The organism is Saccharopolyspora antimicrobica, from assembly GCF_003635025.1.
GTDB classification, from domain to species: domain Bacteria; phylum Actinomycetota; class Actinomycetes; order Mycobacteriales; family Pseudonocardiaceae; genus Saccharopolyspora; species Saccharopolyspora antimicrobica.
In genome coordinates, this window is the sequence record NZ_RBXX01000002.1 from 3,555,887 (window position 1) to 3,572,539 (window position 16,653).

Consider the following 16,653-nt stretch of genomic DNA (forward strand, 5'->3'; position numbering starts at 1 on the left):
CCGTCAGGTCCGGCTGTCGGTGTTGATCAGCGGCTTGCCGTCCTGCGTGGTGACCATGCCCAGCGAGTGCTGCTCGACGAGCTTCTTGCCGTCCTTGGTGAACTGCAGCGTCACAACCACGCTGGTCCCGGTCCGCACCGGCTTGCCGAGGATCTCCACGGCGTCGATGGTCTTCCAGAACGCCTCGTAGCTGTCCTTGCCCTGCGCCTGCAGCTTCGGGCCGAGCAGCTTCCACGCCTGGTCCAGCTTCTTGGGCACCAGCGAGTAGTACCGGGACACCACTCCGACGATCTCCTCGTCGGACGGCTGCTTCGCAGTGGTCGTCGGCGGAGCGGTGGTCGTCGTCGTCCTGGTCGCCGAGGTGGTGGGCGCGGTGGAGGTGGTCGTGGCAGCGGCGGGTGTCGTCGGCGCGGCCTCGCCGGACGGCGCGGGCGGCTGGGGCGGGTTCTGCTGCCCCTGCGTGGAGCCGTCGCCGAAGGCGTTCGCGGCGAGCACGCCCACGAGCACCGCGACGATGATCGCCACCACCCACAGCACCGCCTGCTTGTAGCTGCGCCGCGGCGCCGCGGCGGCGGCCGGGACCGCACCGCCGACCATCGTCGGCGGGTTCGCCGGGGTCGGCGGGCCCACGCGGGTACCGGCCGGCTGGGCGTGCGGCGCCGCGGGGCGCTGCCAGCCCGCGCTCGGCGAGGCGGTCGGGATGGGGCGGCCGTCGAGCACCGCCTGCAGCAGGTCGCGGGCCTGGGCCATGGTCGGCCGGTCCACCGGGTCCGGCAGCAGCATCTGCATCAGCACCGGCGTCATGGGCCCGGCCTGGCGCGGCGGGTCGAACTGACCGCGCGCCACCCGGTGCAGCAGGCTGATCGCGTTCTCGTCGGTGCCGAACGGCGGGCCGCCCTCGATCGCCGCGTACAGCGTCGAACCCAGCGAGAAGACGTCCGAGGCGGGTGCCGGATCGCGGCCCAGCGCCACTTCCGGCGCCAGGTACGCGGGGGTGCCCGCCAGGATGCCGCTCTTGGTGACCGCGACGTCCCCGATCGCCCGGGAGATGCCGAAGTCGGTGATCTTGGCGATGTCGTTGTCGCCGAGCAGGACGTTGCCCGGCTTCAGGTCGCGGTGCACGATGCCCGCCATGTGCGCGGCGGCCAGCGCGCCGGCCACCTGCACGCCGATCCGGGCCACCTGCAGCGGTGGCAGGACGCCCTGCTCGTCGATGACCGACGCGAGGCTTCGCGAAGGCAGGTACTCCATGACCAGCACCGGCTGGCCCTCGTCCTCGGCCACGTCGAACACGACGATCGCGTTCTGGTGCTGCAACCGTGCGGCGATGCGGCCTTCGCGCATCGACCGCTGACGGGCTTCTTCGGTCTCTTCGGGGGTATAGCCGGGCTGCAGCAACAGCTGCTTCACCGCGACTGTGCGGTGCAGACGCTCATCGACGGCCTGCCACACCACTCCCATGGCGCCGCTGCCGATCTTCTGCTGCAAGCGGTACCGGCCTGCGATCAAACGACCTTCGGCGCTCACCGGTTCTCCTGGTACTGGCTCTGCTGCCTGATCTGCCTATTCCGAATTGCGGACTGACCGGACCCCCGTGGCCAGCTTCACCCAACGGGGTGCAACGTTACTGGGCACCAAGCACACCAGTACACACCGGGGCGACCAACGACACCGGCCGGGGCGCCCACCTCGCGGTGCGCGCCCCGGCCGGTGCTGTCTTGAGCCGGACTAGTTCTCCGAACCCGAGTCGGAGTTCGACGACGGCGGCGACGTCGGCTCGTCCTGATCGGAGGACGGCGTCTCCTCGGCGCTGGTCGTCGGCTTGGACGACGTCGTCGGCCGGGAGCTGGTCGTCGGCCTGGACGAGGTGGTCGGCGTGTCCTCCTCCGACGTCCGGGTCTGCCGCGTGGTGGGCGGAGCCTCCTCGCTGACCGTCTCCTCCACCGAAGTCGGCGGCGGCATGATCTCGCTGGTCGGCGTCAGGTTGCCCGCCGGCTCCGGCTTCTGGCCGTTCATCAGCGCGGAGGTCACCAGCACCGCGATCACCGCGACCGCGACCAGCGCGATACCCGAGATCACCACCGGCCGCTTGCTCTTGCGCGGCTTCTCGTAGATCGCCGCGTCACCGCGGGTGTCCGCGCCCATGTACGAGGTGGCGTCCTCGTACGGCCGCTCCGAGTACGGGTCGTCCTCGTAGTAGGCGACCGCGGTGCCGTCCTGACCGACGACGCTGGTCGCCTGGTCGGGACCGGGCTCCGGCGCCAGCGCGGGCGGGATCGGCGCGGCCATGGTCGGGATCGAGCTCGCCGATCCGCCGTCGGCCACCGCCTGCACCATCTCGCGGACCTGCGCCATGTCCGGCCGGTCCTCGACGCGGTTGGCCATCATCGCCATCAGCGGGTGGGTCATCGGCCCGGCCTGCTGCGGCGGCTCGACCCGGCCCGCGGCCACCGCGTGCAGCAGCGCGAGGGTGTTCTCGTTCAGGCCGAACGGCGGGTGGCCCTCGATCGCGGCGTACAGCGTCGCCCCGAGCGAGAAGACGTCGGAGGCGGGCGTCGGCTCCTGGCCCATCGCCACGTCCGGCGACAGGTAGGCGGGCGTGCCCGCCAGCATGCCGGTCTTGGTGACCTGCACGTCGCCCTGCGCCCGCGAGATGCCGAAGTCGGTGATCTTCACGTCACCGTTGTCGCCGAGCAGGATGTTGCCCGGCTTGATGTCGCGGTGCACCACTCCGGCCGCGTGCGCGGCGCCCAGCGCCGAGGCGACCTGCGCACCGATCCGCGCCACCTCGCGAGGCGGCAGCGGTCCGTGCTCGGCCATCATCGCCGCGAGGCTCGTGGAGGGCAGGTACTCCATGACCAGGACCGGCTGACCCTCGTCCTCGGCCACGTCGTAGACCGAGATGGCGTTCGGGTGCTGGAGCCGGGCTGCGATCCGGCCTTCCCGCATAGCCCGCTGCCGCGCTTCCTCGGCCTCACCCGGATCCAATCCGGGCTGCAGGAGCAACTGCTTGACCGCGACCGTGCGGTGCAGGCGTTCGTCCACACACTCCCACACCACGCCCATCGCGCCACTGCCGATGCGTCGCTGCACTCGGTAGCGTCCGGCGACCAGGCGACCTTCGTCGCTCACCGACGTCTCCCCGTACTGCTATCGATGCCCAGCGGGATCAGCGAGCATCCGGGATGATGATCCCGGGCAACGCGGCCCCCACCGGACATCAGCGGATTTGGCGGACCGGCACCGGTCCTCCGACATGTACACGTTCTCAGCGCGGGCCGGGTTGGCCGGGTGGGCCGGTGACCGAACCGCGCTACGGGAGCCTAGCCGACGCCGAATCGGCGTAGGTCCGAACTGGAAAAGATCTGCGCAACCTTTCCCGACGTTACTCCGCGGCATCACGGCGGTCGCCCGATCGGGTCGCTTCTCACAGCCGTTTGCGCAGGTGATGTTGGTCTTGGCGGGTCGGGAAGACCACCCGTTGCGGGGGTCGAACCGGTTGTGCCCGACAACGATATCCGCGTTGCCCGGTTCGCCTCGGTCCGCACCGCGGGATTCCGGCGCCTCCGGTCGTTGCCGCATTGTTGTCTCCAGCGGTGCCGATCGGTCACTCAGCGTGACACCGTGTGCCGGGCCCCGAGCAGCTCGGCGCCGGTGATCTTCGGGGTGGAGTCCGACTCGACGGTCAGCCGCTGCTGCAGCCGCACCCGGTCACCTGCCGGGTACCGCACCTCGACCTCGGCCAGCACCGCCCCGCCCGGCTCGATCCGGAGCTTGCTCTCGTCCACCACCACCGATTCGGCCGCCCGCCACGCCCGCACCACCGAGGTCTGCTGCCCGGCGACGAGCTCCGGAGCGACCATCGACAGCGCGCCGGTCGCATCGCCGACCAGGCGGCGGTAGAACTCGGCGACCACGTTGCGCGCCGACTTCGCGCTGCCCGCCGCCGGGTTGGCGACCATCGGCTGCAGGGGTTCCGACCGCTCGACGGTGGTGTCGCCGGTCGCGGCACCGGCGAAGCCGCCGTTGCCCGCGAACGGCCAGCGCGCATCCCGCACCAGGTCCGGCCGGAGCGCGAGCGCGCCCGTGATCGGTGCGGCGGCGGCCGGGCGGGGCGCGTCGGCGGGGTGCGCGACGAGCGTCGCGGTGGCGGCGGTCGCGCCGAGAAGCAGCAGCACGCCCAGCGTTCCGAAGGCGATCCGACGGGCCGGGGGCGAGGCGTCCGCAGCGTCGTCGTCCTGCAGGAGCTGGTCGGCGAGCCGCTCGTGCTTGAGTGAGATGGGGGTGCGGCGCATCAGCTCGGCGACGCTGATCGAGCCCGGGCCCCGCTGATCGCGCCGGCGACCGGACGAAGGAGTCTCCACGCCGTGAACACGTACCCCGGCGCACCCCCGCGCCGGAAGGGGTTCTGCCGAGTTCACCGGAAGGGGCCGCTCGCTGTCCCCGAACGGAGCAATGCCGAGCACCATCCGTGATCGGATTTTCGTCAGCCGAGCCGCTTGTCCGAGTTGATCAACGGCTGCTCGCCGCGCGCGTAGCGCAGTTCGCGCCGCTCGGTCCGCACCGAGCCGTCCGGATCGGTCACCCGCAGCGTGTGCACGGTGCTGGTCGGGGTGACGTAGACGTCGACGACCTCGATCGACTCGGCGCCGGAGTACCTGGCGGCGAAGGCCTCGTAGCCGTCCTCCGCCAGCTGCCCGGTGGTCAGCGCGTACGCGGAGCGCAGGTCGCCGCGCCCGATCGCGGCGTAGTAGTCGTCGCTGCGCCGCTTCATCCCCTCGGTGTCGGTGAACGACAGCAGCTGCGGCATCTCGGTGGTCCGGGGACGCGTGGTCGTGGGCGTCGGACGGGCGGAGCCGGTCGGCCTGGGAGCCGTGGCCGTCCCGGGAGCCGGGGGCGGGCCGACCGCATCGGACGGAGGCTTCGGGAGCACCGAGCCGGTCGGGCGCACCACCGCCTGGGGACGCGTCGGATCACCGGTGAGGAAGTAGCGATCGCGCTCGTCGTCCGGCAGCAGCGGTGGGTACTCCCCGCCGCGCGGCATCGGGCCGGTCGGCAGGTCCATGCCGTCGATCCGCGTCGTGCCGGACAGCATCGAGGTGACCAGCACCAGCCCGCCCAGCGCCGCCGCCGACGAAGCGATCGCGAACCACGCCGCCTGCCGCCAGCTGCGCGGCGGCGTCACCGAGGCGGGCACCATTCCCAGGTCGAACTTGTGCAGGCCGCCGACCGGCGCGGTGTCCACCAGCGGGTCGGGCGCGGCGAGCGCGCGCGGCGCAGCCGGCGTCCGGTCGATCGCCGATCCGGTCCGGCGGTGCCTGCCGCCCGCCGGGGTCTGCGGGGCCGGCGGCCAGTCGAGCTGACCGCTCCAGCCGAGGGTTCTGCCGCTGTGCATCGGAGGCCTCGACTTCCTGCGTCACGCCGTGTCGACTACGTGGAATGCCTCGGCCAACCGGCCGGGCATGCCGTGCTGCTCGGCGGTTCGGGCCAGGTGCCGCCTGATCATGTCCGCCAGATCGGGGAGGTGCGCGGTCTGCGAGCGGTGCGCGGCCAGCGCGGCCAGCTTGGCCTCGAAGTGGTCGGTGATGTCGACCGCGCGGTTGACCCGGTCCGCCGGGGACTCGGACAGCCACAGCTGGTCGACGGTCCACGGCTCGAAGCCGGCTTCGAGCAGCTCGGGGAAGGCGAAGGCGTTGCGGGCGTCCGGGTAGATGGCGGCCAGCGCGGCCTCGCCGACCGCGCGGTGGTCCGGGTGCGACACCGGCAGGTGCGCCCAGTTGATCTCCGGGGAGTGCGTGATCACCCGGTTCGGGCGGAACTCGCGGATCACCTTCGCGATGTCCCGGCGCAGGCCGAGGTTCGCGACGACCTGGCCGTCCTGGTAACCGAGGAAGCGCACGTCGTCGACGCCGACAGCGGCTGCGGCGGCCCGCTGCTCGTCCTGCCGCATCCGGGGCACGTCCTCGCGCGGGGTGTCGTCGAAACCGCCCGCGTCACCCGAGGTGCAGATGCAGTAGCCGACCGTCACGCCGGCGGCGGTCCAGGAGGCCACGGTGCCCGCGGCGCCGAAGTCGACGTCGTCGGGGTGCGCGGTGACCACGAGGGCGCGTTGGAACCCGGCAGCCGAGCCCGACGGAGTGGTCATGGTCACAGCCTACGGCGCAGCTGCGAAAACTCCGGAGCGGGGTCGTCCGTGTGCGACGAGTGATCGATGCGGGCCGTTCGGAGGTTCGATCTGACCCGAACGGCCCAGTTTCGTATCGCCTGTCAGTACTGACCGTTGCGGAACCGGCTCTGCGTGGTCTGGAGCGCCTTGATCGAGCCGAGCCCGCCACCCGCGCCCAGGATCATCGCGAAGATGTCGGCGCCGAAGCTACCGCCCGCGGCGATCAGGAACGCCAGCAGCGTCACGCCCAGGCCGGCCCCGGCGATGGGGAACCGCTTCTTGGCGAAGTCGGCGGCGGGCTGGCCGCCGGGCCGCTTCTTCGCCGCAGACGTCAGCATCGCGAGGTAACCCGCGTGCCCGGCGGCGGCGAGCACTGCGGCGAGTGTCACGAGGAACGCCACTAGAGCAACAACCATGGGAACAGTCTGCCTTGTTCCGCTGCTGCCCGGTATGGGTGATATCCCTGAATCTCCTCGTCCGGGTCCGCGCGCGGTCCTCGTGAGCTGCGCTCGGAGCTGCCGAAGGCGGGGCCTGAAGTGCTGGCTTCCGCGCCGGGCGCCGCACCGGCAGCCCCGGAATTGCTTGCCCTCAGCCCCTGGATTGAGACCCGAGTCACGCCTAGGTTCTGAAGGCTATGAGTGATCGCTCGACCGGAACGGATCGAACCGACACTGCGCCCGCCACGGGTCTGGCGGGCAAACGGGCCCTGGTCACCGGCGCGGCCAGCGGGATCGGCGCGGCGGTGGCCCGGCGGCTGGCCGACGCCGGGGCGGAGGTCGTCGCCGTCGACCGGGCCGCGGCCAAGGTCGAGGCGCTCGCGACCGAGATCGGGGCCGAAGCCCTGGTGGTCGACCTCAACGACGCGGAGGCCGCCGCGGACCTAGGCGACCGCGCCGACATCGTGGTCAACAACGCGGGCATGCAGCACGTGGCACCGGTCCACGAGTTCCCGGCGGACGTCTTCAGCAGCATGCTGCGGGTGATGGTGGAGTCGCCGTTCCGGATCGTGCGAGCTGCGCTGCCGGGCATGTACAGCCGCGGCTGGGGGCGCATCATCAACATCTCCTCCGTGCACGGCAAGCGCGCCTCGCCGTACAAGAGCGCCTACGTCACCGCCAAGCACGCGATCGAGGGGCTGTCCAAGTCGATCGCGCTGGAAGGTGCGGCGTACGGCGTGACGTCGAACTGCCTGTGCCCCGGGTTCGTCCGCACTCCGCTGGTGGAGCGCCAGGTCGCCGAGCAGGCCCGGTTGCACCGGGTGCCCGAAGCCCAGGTGGTGGAGGACGTCCTGCTGTCGCGAACCCCGGTGAAGCGCCTGGTGGAACCCGACGAGGTCGCCGCGCTGGCGATCTGGCTGTGCGGACCGGGCACCGCGTCCATCAGCGGTGCCTCGTTCTCGATCGACGGCGGCTGGACCGCGAACTGACCACTGGATCCCGGTTCGGCAGAGAGGACGTCGCGATGACCACCAAGTCAGCTCCGGGGAGATCGTCCACCGCGCGGGTGGTGGTGGCGAGCCTGGTCGGCACCACCGTCGAGTGGTACGACTTCTTCCTCTACGGCTCGGCCGCCGCGCTGGTGTTCAACAAGCTGTTCTTCCCGGCGCACGACCCGCTGGTCGGCACCATGCTGGCGTTCATCACCTACGCGGTCGGGTTCATCGCGCGGCCGCTGGGCGGGCTGGTGTTCGGCCACTACGGCGACCGGCTCGGCCGCAAGAAGCTGCTGGTGCTGAGCCTGATCATGATGGGCGGCGCGACGTTCCTGATCGGCCTGCTGCCCACGTACCAGGCGGCTGGCGTGGTGGCTCCGCTGCTGCTGACCGCGCTGCGGCTGGTGCAGGGCTTCGCGATCGGCGGCGAGTGGGGCGGTGCGGTGCTCATCGTCTCCGAGCACGGTTCCGCGCGGCACCGCGGTTTCTGGGCGTCGTGGCCGCAGGCGGGCGTGCCGCTGGGCAACCTGCTGGGCACCGCGGTGCTGGCGGTGCTGGCCGCGGTGCAGACCGAGGAGGCCTTCCTGGCCTGGGGCTGGCGGGTCGCCTTCCTGCTGTCCGGGGTGCTGGTGCTGATCGGCCTGTGGGTGCGGCTGGCGGTCGCGGAGTCGCCGGTGTTCCTGGAAGCGGCCAGCAAGGCCGCGGAGCGGGGCGAGGCGGACAAACCGCCGATCCTGGAGGTGCTCCGCCGGTACCGCAGCGAGGTCCTCACGGCGATGGGCGCCCGGTTCGCGGAGAACGTCGTCTACTACGTCCTGACCTCGTTCGTGCTCACCTACGTCGCGGTGTTCCTGGAGCTGCCGCGCGGTCTGGCGCTGAACGCGTCGCTGATCGCCGCGGTGGTGCACTTCATCAGCATTCCGCTGTGGGGCGCGCTGTCGGACCGGATCGGGCGGCGGCCGGTGTACCTGGTGGGCGCGATCGGCACCGGTGTCTGGGCCTTCGCGTTCTTCACGATGCTGGACACCAGGTCGTTCTTCGTGATCACCTTCGCCACCACGGTCGGCCTGGTGCTCCACGGCGCGATGTACGGCCCGCAGGCCGCGTACTTCGCGGAGCTCTTCGGCACCCGCGTGCGGTACTCGGGGGCGTCGATCGGCTACCAGCTGGCGTCGATCGTGGCCGGCTCGCTGGCCCCGATCATCGCGACCGCGCTGCTGGCCGGCTTCGGCTCGGCGGTGCCGATCTCGATCTACGTGGCGCTGTGCTCGCTGGTCACCATCATCGCGGTGGTGCGCTCGCCGGAGACCCACAAGCGCGACCTGTCGGCCGACCACGGCGTCTGACGGCCGGGTGGGCGGCCGGTCCGGCCGCCCACCCGTCGATCACGCCGTTGCCCGGGGGTCCGCCCGGGATGCGGCTCTGGAGCGAGCGGAGCGTTCGCGGGTGAGCGGTCCGCTCGCTGCAGAACAGCCGTGCGGTGTGAGGCTGAACCCGGGGGTTCAGTGGCCCAGGCGGCCGCGGCCCAGGCGGAGCAGGATCATCGCGAGCTCGCGGCCCTCCGGGCCGAGTTCGCGGTAGCGGGCGAGCACGTCCATCTCGCGGTTGTAGACGATGCGCGGACCGCCTGCGGCCATGCGGGCCTGGCCGATCTGGCGGGAGACCTCGGCGCGGCGCTTGATCAGGCGCAGGATCTCGGCGTCCAGGTGGTCGATCTCCCCGCGGAAGTCGTCGATGGTCGCCGCGGTCTGCTCGGCCTGCGGCTGGTCACCGTCCACTGTGGCGTTCATCGGGCGTTGTCCTCCAGCTCCGGCCCCAAGTCCCGGCCCGGGAACGCGAAACGCCCCGGGTCCTAGGGACTCCGAGGCGTTCGTAGTGGTTTTCGAGCTCACGCAACTACGGGCGCCGGAGTCCCGGGCCCGTAGAAAAACTCGTAAGTCTGCGCTCGCACGGCTCCAGTGTGCCACAACTCGCCTGCGCACAGCGATGAGGTGGACCACTCATCCCACTGGGTGAACAAATCGGTGTATCGATCACTTGTTCGAGTTATTCCGGTGGAGTCGGTGCTGAGCTGCCGGGATCTTGGGGTTCATGGAGATCGACGCACCGCCGCGGGTCGCTCGCGGCCCGCTGTCCGCACTGCCCCGCACGACGAGTTCGGAGGACCCCGTGAAGATCAGATCGCATTCCGCCCGGCGCAGCTCTCGACCGGTTCCGGCACCGCCCGCTGCGCGGCGTTGCGGCGAACGCTGCGGAACACCAGAACGCCGGTGGCGAGGGCGGCCACCGTGGTCAGCGCGATCACCGTCCAGCCGTAGCCGACCGCGCGGGCCGCTTCGCCGAACAGCACCGCGACGGTCGTCTGCACGCCTGCCCACAGCATCGCCGCGATCGCCACCAGTCCGAGGAACCGGCGGTACGGCATCCGCAAGGTGCCCACCACCGCCGGGACGACCGCGTGCACCACCGCGACGAAGCGCATCGTGATCAGCGCCCGCCCGCCGGACTCCTGGACGACCTGCTCGGCGGTCTGCCACCGGCGCTCGCCGATCTTGCGCCCCACCCAGGTGCTGCGGAGGCCGGGGCCGAGCAGGCGGCCCAGCCAGTAGCCGCCGCTCGATCCGAGCAGGTTGCCCAGCACCGCGGCGGCGAACAGGGCGGGTGCCCAGCCGGTGCCGAGGATGGCGACGGTCAGCAGCAGGGTGGCCTCGCCGGGGACCAGCACACCGATGAAGAGGGAGGTTTCCAGCACGAGCAGAACGAGTGCGGCCAGCACGCAGAACCACGGGTTGAGCGTCGCGGCCCATGCGATGAACTCCCGGATCGCGGCGTCGATCTGGTTGATCAGGTCCATGCACGGCTCATTCCGCAGTGGGTCGGGTGGGGGGTCGGAACCACCGTCCCGTCCGGTGCCGCGCTGCGGATCGGGGGAGTCCCTGAGCCGCTCCCGGAGTTGTGCTCCGGCGACGTCGATGTCGGTGGTCGGGCTCACGGGTCCGGCCCGCGTCCGGCACTGGGCCGGACGGGCGCACGCGGCAGCATGCTCTGCGGTGGGTCGAGTGCTCATTGTTGATCTTTATGTCCGTTGTGCGCAAGTCAGCCGCCGGACGAACGGGCTTGGCCGGGCCGGTGGCGGTCGGCGGGAGCCGGGCCGCGTCGTCGCGGGAGCGCGCAGGATGGAGTCGCACCGGGTGGGATCCGGGCCGCGGGAGTGCGCGGTGCCACGGGATTCGGGCTTTGTCCGGGGCGGCCGGTAACGTGGATGAGCGATGAGCACCCCACTCGACCTCCAGTGGAACAACGATCCGTTGTCGCCCGCCGAACCCGGCCACGCCGGACGGCGCGGCACGGACCCGGAAGCCCTGCTCGCCGGTCTGAACCCGCAACAGCGCGACGCGGTGGTGCACACCGGCTCGCCGCTGCTGATCGTGGCCGGTGCCGGGTCGGGCAAGACCAGGGTGCTGACCAACCGGATCGCCTACCTGCTCGCGGGCGGGGCGCACCCGGGCCAGATCATGGCGATCACCTTCACCAACAAGGCCGCGGCCGAGATGAAGGAGCGCGTCGCCGAGCTGGTCGGCCGCCGGGCCAACGTGATGTGGGTGTCGACGTTCCACTCGATGTGCGTGCGGGTGCTGCGCCGCGAGGCCAAGGTCCTAGGGCTGTCGTCGAACTTCTCGATCTACGACGCCGACGACTCCCGGCGGCTGATCACCATGATCGCCCGGGAGCAGGACCTCGACTCCAAGCGTTACCCGGCGCGCACCCTCGCGGTGCACATCTCGAACCTGAAGAACGAGCTGCTGTCCCCGGAGACGGCCGCTGAGCAGGCGGGCAACGACGTGGAGCGCAAGGTCGCCCAGGTCTACGCCGCCTACCAGCGCCGGCTCGTGGAGTCCAACTCGATGGACTTCGACGACCTGATCATGCGCACGGTGGAGCTGCTGCAGAACCACCCGGACGTCGCCGAGCACTACCGGCGGCGGTTCCGGCACGTGCTGGTGGACGAGTACCAGGACACCAACCACGCGCAGTACGTGCTGGTCCGCGAGCTGGTGGGCACCGAGGCGACCGAGGACGGCGTCGAACCGGCCGAGCTGTGCGTGGTGGGTGACGCCGATCAGTCGATCTACGCCTTCCGCGGGGCGACGATCCGCAACATCGAGGAGTTCGAGCGGGACTACCCGGAGGCCCGGACGATCCTGCTGGAGCAGAACTACCGCTCCACGCAGACCATCCTGTCCGCGGCCAACGCGGTGATCCGGCGCAACCCGAACCGCCGCGACAAGCGGCTGTGGAGCAACGCGGGCGACGGCGAGCAGATCGTCGGCTACGTCGGGGACAACGAGCACGACGAAGCGGCCTTCGTGGCCGGCGAGATCGACCGGCTGGTCGACTCGGGCGACGCGACGTTCAACGACATCGCGGTGTTCTACCGGACCAACAACCAGTCACGAGTGTTCGAGGAGGTGTTCATCCGGCTCGGCCTGCCCTACCGCGTCGTCGGCGGGGTGCGCTTCTACGAGCGCCGCGAGGTCCGGGACGCACTGGCCTACCTGCGGGTGCTGGACAACCCGGACGACACGGTGAGCCTGCGCCGCATCCTCAACGTGCCCAAGCGAGGCATCGGTGACCGGGCGGAGGCCGTGGTCGCGGTGCACGCGGAGCAGGAGCGGATCTCGTTCGCCCGGGCCCTGCGCGATGCGGCGGACGGCCGGGTCGCGCTGCTGAACACCCGGGCGCGCAACGCGATCTCGGGTTTCGTGGCGCTGCTCGACGAGCTGCAGCAGGTGGCGGCGGAGTCCGACGTCGCGGAGACCCTGGAGCAGGTGCTGGAGCGCACCGGCTACCGCGCGGAGCTGGAGGCCAGCGACGACCCGCAGGACGCCACGCGGGTGGAGAACCTGACCGAGCTCGTCACGGTGGCGCGCGAGTTCATCGAAGCGCGCGCCGGGGTGCCCGCGGCCGGAGCGGAGGGCGAGACCGATCCGTCGGCGGAGGCGGTGGTCGCCGCTGCGGTCCCGGCCGCCGAGGACGACGAGGAGACCGCGCTGGGGCTGCCCGCGGACGACTCGCTGTCGGCGTTCCTGGAGCGGGTCTCGCTGGTGGCCGACGCGGATTCGCTGCCGGAGTCGGGCGACGGGGTGGTCACCCTGATGACCCTGCACACCGCGAAGGGGCTGGAGTTCCCGGTGGTGTTCTGCACCGGCTGGGAGGACGGGATCTTCCCGCACATGCGGGCGCTGGGCGAACCGGCCGAGCTGGCCGAGGAGCGGCGCCTGGCCTACGTGGGCATCACCCGCGCCCGGCAGCGCCTGTACCTGTCCCGCGCGCTGATGCGGTCGGCGTGGGGGCAGCCGATGACGAATCCGGCGTCCCGGTTCCTCACCGAGATCCCGGAGGAGCTGCTGCACTGGCGACGGATCGAGCCGGAGCGCGCTGCGCCGCAGGTGCGCAGCACCTGGGGCAGCCGCGGTGGTGGGTTCGACCGCACCGGCTCGGACTCGGCGCAGGCCGGGCTGTCCGCCCGGGGCATGCGCAGCACCGGCATGAAGGGCTGGAAGGACACCGTCTCCATCAAGCTGGCGGCCGGTGACCGGGTCACCCACGACAAGTACGGCCTGGGCACGGTGCTCTCCACCGAGGGCGAGGGCCCGCGGGCGACCGCGACCATCGACTTCGGCACCGCTGGAACGGTGCGCCTCATGCTGATCGGCAGCGTCCCGCTGACCAAGATCTGATCGTCCGGCGGCCGTCTGACGAGCACCGATCGTTGTCCGAAGTGGACTGATTGCTGCTCGGGCGCGGCCTGGTTCAGCTCAGTTCTGCTGCGGCTCTGCGGATCAGGCCCAGCAGCCAGCGGTGGGCGGCGTCGACGTCGTTGCGCGGGTGCCAGGCCATGCCGATGCTCACCGGCGGCAGGTCGAGCGGCACCTCGAAGGTGCGCAGGCCCGCGTGCCGGGCGGCGGATTCCGTTGCCAGGCAGACGAGATCGGTGTCGCGAGCGAGCAGCAGTGCGGCGGTGTGGCTCGGGAGCACGACCGGAACCCGGCGCTGCAACCCGAGTTCGGCGAGCCGGTCGTCGACCGGGCCGCGGGCCCGGCCCCGCCGCGACACGCTGATGTGCGTCGCAGCGGCGAACTGCTGCGGGCTGATCTCGCCCCGGGCCAGCGGGTGCTCCGGCCGGACGGCCCCGACCAGCCGCGTGGTCGTCAGCGGTGCGGTGCGGGTCTCGGGATCCAGGTGGTCGAGCACGCCGATCTCGACGTCCACCGATCCGTCGCGCAGCGCCGAGGTGCCTTCAGCGGTCTCCGGGACGAACCTCAGCGCCACTCCGGGAGCCGTGCCGGCGGTCAGGGCCAGTAGCGCGGGAGTCAGTGCGCCGGTGAGCAGATCGCTGCTCTGGAGGGTGAAAGTGCGCTTCAGGGTCGCCGGATCGAACTGGTCGCCGGGAGTGAGCAGCGCGCGGGAACGCTCGACGACAGCGTGCACCTCGTCGCGGAGCTCAACGGCGCGCGGCGTCAACACCATGCGCTGACCGGCACGCACCAGGAGCGGATCGCGCAGGATCCGGCGGATCCTGCCGAGGGTGCGGCTCATCGCCGCGGGCGAGGTCTGCAGGTGCTCCGCCGCGCGCGTCACGCTCTGCTCCTGGAGCAGGGCGTCCAACGCCACCAGCAAGTTCAGATCCATCGTGGACATTCCGCGAACTCCGTTGCGCGACACAGCTCACGCCCGGCGCGACTGCCTGGGCCACCGGCATTATTGCGCGCAGGGCAAGGATTCCGTGCCGATTCCGCCATGGCGGCGGTGGCGTTCGGCGTCGAAGGTGGAACGCGGGCCCGCTGATGCGGGCGCCGCGGCAGCAGGCCGGAGCCCCGGCTGCCGACGTCAGTCGCGACACGCGCTCGGAAGGTGTCGCCCACCCGCGCAGCGTGCACCGGCGTTCACCCGATGAACGCGCCACCCGCACCGCCGCGCCGAACGAGATTGGAAAGAGCCGCATGAGCTCAGGAGATGTGCTGGCAGTGGTCGCGCAGAGCGGCCCGGCGGTCGCCTTCTTCGACGCCACGACCCACCGGCACCTCGACACGATCGAGCTGCCCGCAGAACCGCACGAGCTGTGCTTCGACCCGGAGCACCGGGCGCTGTACTGCGCGATCACCTACCGATCGGGCTACTACCACGAGAACAGCGGCCGGGCCGCCGAGATCGTCGTCATGAATCCGGACGAGCGCGCGATCATCGACGTCATCGACATATCGCCGGAGCACGGCCCGCACGGCCTGGCGCTGGACAGCGCCAACCGGCGGCTCTACGTCAGCGTCGAGGAAGGCCCGGCCGGGCCTGGCGGCGTGGTCGTGCTCGACACGCGCACCCGCACGCCGATCGGGCGCATCGACACCGCAGCGCCCGGCCCGCACTGGTTCGCCATCACCCCGGACGGCCGTCGCGGATACGCCAGCAACAAGGAAGCCCCGTTCGTCTCAGCCGTGGACCTGGACACGGGCGAGCTGCTGCCCCGCGTGCCGGTACCGGGCAGCGAGGGGATCGCGGTCTCCCCGGACGGGACCAGGGTCTGCGTCGCGACGCCGTACGCCGCGTTCGGCGGGCATCGCAGCGCGCCGACCGCGGTCCTCGTGATCGACGCGGAGACCGGTGAGCTGCTCCGCACCATCCCGACCGAGGGCCAGGTGATGCCGGTGCACATCACCAGCACCGGCCTGCTGCTGGCCGGTGAGTTGCGGATGTCCGCTGGCGGCCCGGGCCTGGGCACGCAGCGGCCGGGCAGGCTGCTGATCTTCGCGCCGGGCAGCTGCGAGCCGCTGGGCGAGGTCGAGGTGGGCGAATTCCCGCTCACCATCACGTCCTCGCCCGACGGCAGCCGCGCCTACGTCTCCGCGGTGGTGTCGTCCACGGTGACCGTGGTCGACCTAGAGACCCACGATGTCCTGGCCGTGCTGCCCGTCGACCGCTGCGGCGAACCGGGCGCGCACGGTCTCGCCTACGTGCCCGGCCGCGGGTGCTTGGGCTCGTAGAGCCCGATCTCCGCGCCGCTGGGCAGCCGGAACGCCGTGAGCAGACCCCAGCCCTCGTTGCTGACCGTGCGGGTGATCTCGACACCCTGGTCCTGCAGCTCACCGATGGTCGCCGAGAGGTCGTCGCACAACAGGTAGAGCTCGCAGGTGGGCGTCGCGTCGGTGGGGTGGGTGGCCAGTTCGGCGGGTGGCAGCCCGAAGATCAGCCACCCGCCGCCGGCGTCCACGGATTCGAACCCGAGCACGTCGCGGAGGAACGTCCGGTCCCGCTCGGCGTCCCGGGTGAACAGCAGCAGGTGCGCACCGTTGATCATCGCCCCGACCTCCTCGGCCAAACCGTGCCACGGTCGGCACAAGACCGCTGGCCGGGAGCACGGGCCTGCGCTGATCGCCGGTGTGGCAGCGACGAGTCCCGCAGCTGGTCAACCGGCGGGAAGCGCGCTCCACAATGCGATCAGGGCGTCGGCGCGCTCGGCCGGCGTGCGGTCACCGCCAGGCGCCAGCACGACGCGGTGGAGCTGGGCATCGATCCCGTGCACCAGCAGCGCAGCGGTCAACTCGTGGTCGGGCCCGCCGACAGAGCATCGCCGGAGCTGCTGTGCGATCCCGGGAACCAGCTGGCGGAAAAGGCGTTGGAGCTCTCCGACTCCCTCGGCTGTTCGCGGCGTGTGCTCGTAGAGCAGGTGGTGCATGCCGGAGTGCTTCTCGTGTGCATCGATCGCACCTGTCACCAGAGCGCGCACCACGTCGTTCCACCGTGGAGGCAGCCGTGCGATGTCGTGCAACAACGCGACCAGATCGGCTTCGACTTGCTGCAGGTGCTGTTCGCTGAGCGCGTGCAGGACGGCGCGCTTGTTCGGGAAGTACTGGTACACCGAGCCGATGGAGACACCGGCGCGTTCCGCGATGCGGTTCGTGGTCGCGCCGAGCCCTTCGCGCTGGAAAACCTGAGCAGCCGCCTCCAGGATCACCGCGTACGTTTCCCGGGATCGCAGCTGGCGGGGCTTCTTGCGGGG

15 protein-coding genes are annotated in these 16,653 nt (G+C 71.3%); 4 read left to right on the top strand and 11 right to left on the bottom strand.

Annotated features, from left to right (window positions below; genetic code table 11):
- Positions 1-3 precede the first annotated feature (3 nt).
- From ATL45_RS17375 to ATL45_RS17400, 6 genes are all read right to left on the bottom strand, one after another.
- Complete coding sequence (locus ATL45_RS17375) at positions 4-1,527, bottom strand: serine/threonine-protein kinase (protein ID WP_093155063.1); 1,524 nt, start codon at positions 1,525-1,527, stop codon at positions 4-6.
- A gap of 201 nt (positions 1,528-1,728) precedes the next feature.
- Complete coding sequence (locus ATL45_RS17380) at positions 1,729-3,132, bottom strand: serine/threonine-protein kinase (RefSeq protein ID WP_093155062.1); 1,404 nt, start codon at positions 3,130-3,132, stop codon at positions 1,729-1,731.
- A gap of 479 nt (positions 3,133-3,611) precedes the next feature.
- A complete protein-coding gene (locus ATL45_RS17385) occupies positions 3,612-4,364 on the bottom strand; it encodes a hypothetical protein (protein ID WP_093155060.1) in 753 nt (250 codons plus the stop codon).
- Positions 4,365-4,486: 122 nt separating this feature from the next.
- The gene (locus tag ATL45_RS17390) at positions 4,487-5,395 is read right to left on the bottom strand and encodes a hypothetical protein (protein ID WP_093155058.1); all 909 of its coding nucleotides are present in this window, start codon (positions 5,393-5,395) and stop codon (positions 4,487-4,489) included.
- Positions 5,396-5,416: 21 nt separating this feature from the next.
- The gene (locus ATL45_RS17395; RefSeq protein WP_093155385.1) at positions 5,417-6,145 is read right to left on the bottom strand and encodes a PIG-L deacetylase family protein; all 729 of its coding nucleotides are present in this window, start codon (positions 6,143-6,145) and stop codon (positions 5,417-5,419) included.
- A 122-nt stretch (positions 6,146-6,267) separates the two neighbouring features.
- Positions 6,268-6,582 carry a hypothetical protein gene (locus tag ATL45_RS17400; RefSeq protein ID WP_093155057.1) on the bottom strand — a complete coding sequence of 105 codons (315 nt, stop codon included), beginning with the start codon at positions 6,580-6,582 and terminating at the stop codon, positions 6,268-6,270.
- A gap of 218 nt (positions 6,583-6,800) precedes the next feature.
- Between ATL45_RS17400 and ATL45_RS17405 the strand changes: the two genes are divergently transcribed.
- Positions 6,801-7,592, top strand: coding sequence for a 3-hydroxybutyrate dehydrogenase (locus ATL45_RS17405; RefSeq protein WP_093155055.1), 792 nt, complete (start codon positions 6,801-6,803; stop codon positions 7,590-7,592).
- A 35-nt stretch (positions 7,593-7,627) separates the two neighbouring features.
- Positions 7,628-8,944 (top strand): MFS transporter, encoded by a 1,317-nt coding sequence (locus tag ATL45_RS17410; protein ID WP_093155054.1) that lies wholly within the window; start codon positions 7,628-7,630, stop codon positions 8,942-8,944.
- Between the two features lie 156 nt (positions 8,945-9,100).
- On the opposite strand, the gene ATL45_RS17415 is transcribed toward ATL45_RS17410, so the two are convergent.
- The gene (locus ATL45_RS17415; RefSeq protein ID WP_093155052.1) at positions 9,101-9,388 is read right to left on the bottom strand and encodes a chorismate mutase; all 288 of its coding nucleotides are present in this window, start codon (positions 9,386-9,388) and stop codon (positions 9,101-9,103) included.
- Between the two features lie 386 nt (positions 9,389-9,774).
- A complete protein-coding gene (locus tag ATL45_RS17420) occupies positions 9,775-10,452 on the bottom strand; it encodes a DedA family protein (protein WP_093155051.1) in 678 nt (225 codons plus the stop codon).
- 415 nt (positions 10,453-10,867) lie between these two features.
- On the opposite strand from ATL45_RS17420, the gene ATL45_RS17425 reads away from it, so the two are divergent.
- Complete coding sequence (locus ATL45_RS17425) at positions 10,868-13,339, top strand: UvrD-helicase domain-containing protein (RefSeq protein WP_093155049.1); 2,472 nt, start codon at positions 10,868-10,870, stop codon at positions 13,337-13,339.
- 73 nt (positions 13,340-13,412) lie between these two features.
- Here ATL45_RS17425 and ATL45_RS17430 read toward each other — a convergent pair whose 3' ends face one another.
- Positions 13,413-14,291 (bottom strand): LysR family transcriptional regulator, encoded by an 879-nt coding sequence (locus ATL45_RS17430; protein WP_093155384.1) that lies wholly within the window; start codon positions 14,289-14,291, stop codon positions 13,413-13,415.
- 311 nt (positions 14,292-14,602) lie between these two features.
- Here ATL45_RS17430 and ATL45_RS17435 point away from each other — a divergent pair, with 311 nt between their 5' ends.
- The gene (locus tag ATL45_RS17435) at positions 14,603-15,637 is read left to right on the top strand and encodes a YncE family protein (protein WP_093155048.1); all 1,035 of its coding nucleotides are present in this window, start codon (positions 14,603-14,605) and stop codon (positions 15,635-15,637) included.
- Here ATL45_RS17435 and ATL45_RS17440 read toward each other — a convergent pair.
- Positions 15,604-15,951 carry a VOC family protein gene (locus ATL45_RS17440; protein WP_093155046.1) on the bottom strand — a complete coding sequence of 116 codons (348 nt, stop codon included), beginning with the start codon at positions 15,949-15,951 and terminating at the stop codon, positions 15,604-15,606. The genes ATL45_RS17435 and ATL45_RS17440 overlap by 34 nt on opposite strands.
- 108 nt (positions 15,952-16,059) lie before the next feature.
- On the bottom strand, positions 16,060-16,608 hold the full coding sequence (locus ATL45_RS39670; protein WP_093155045.1) for a TetR/AcrR family transcriptional regulator: 549 nt from the start codon (positions 16,606-16,608) through the stop codon (positions 16,060-16,062).
- Between the last annotated feature and the right edge of the window lie 45 nt (positions 16,609-16,653).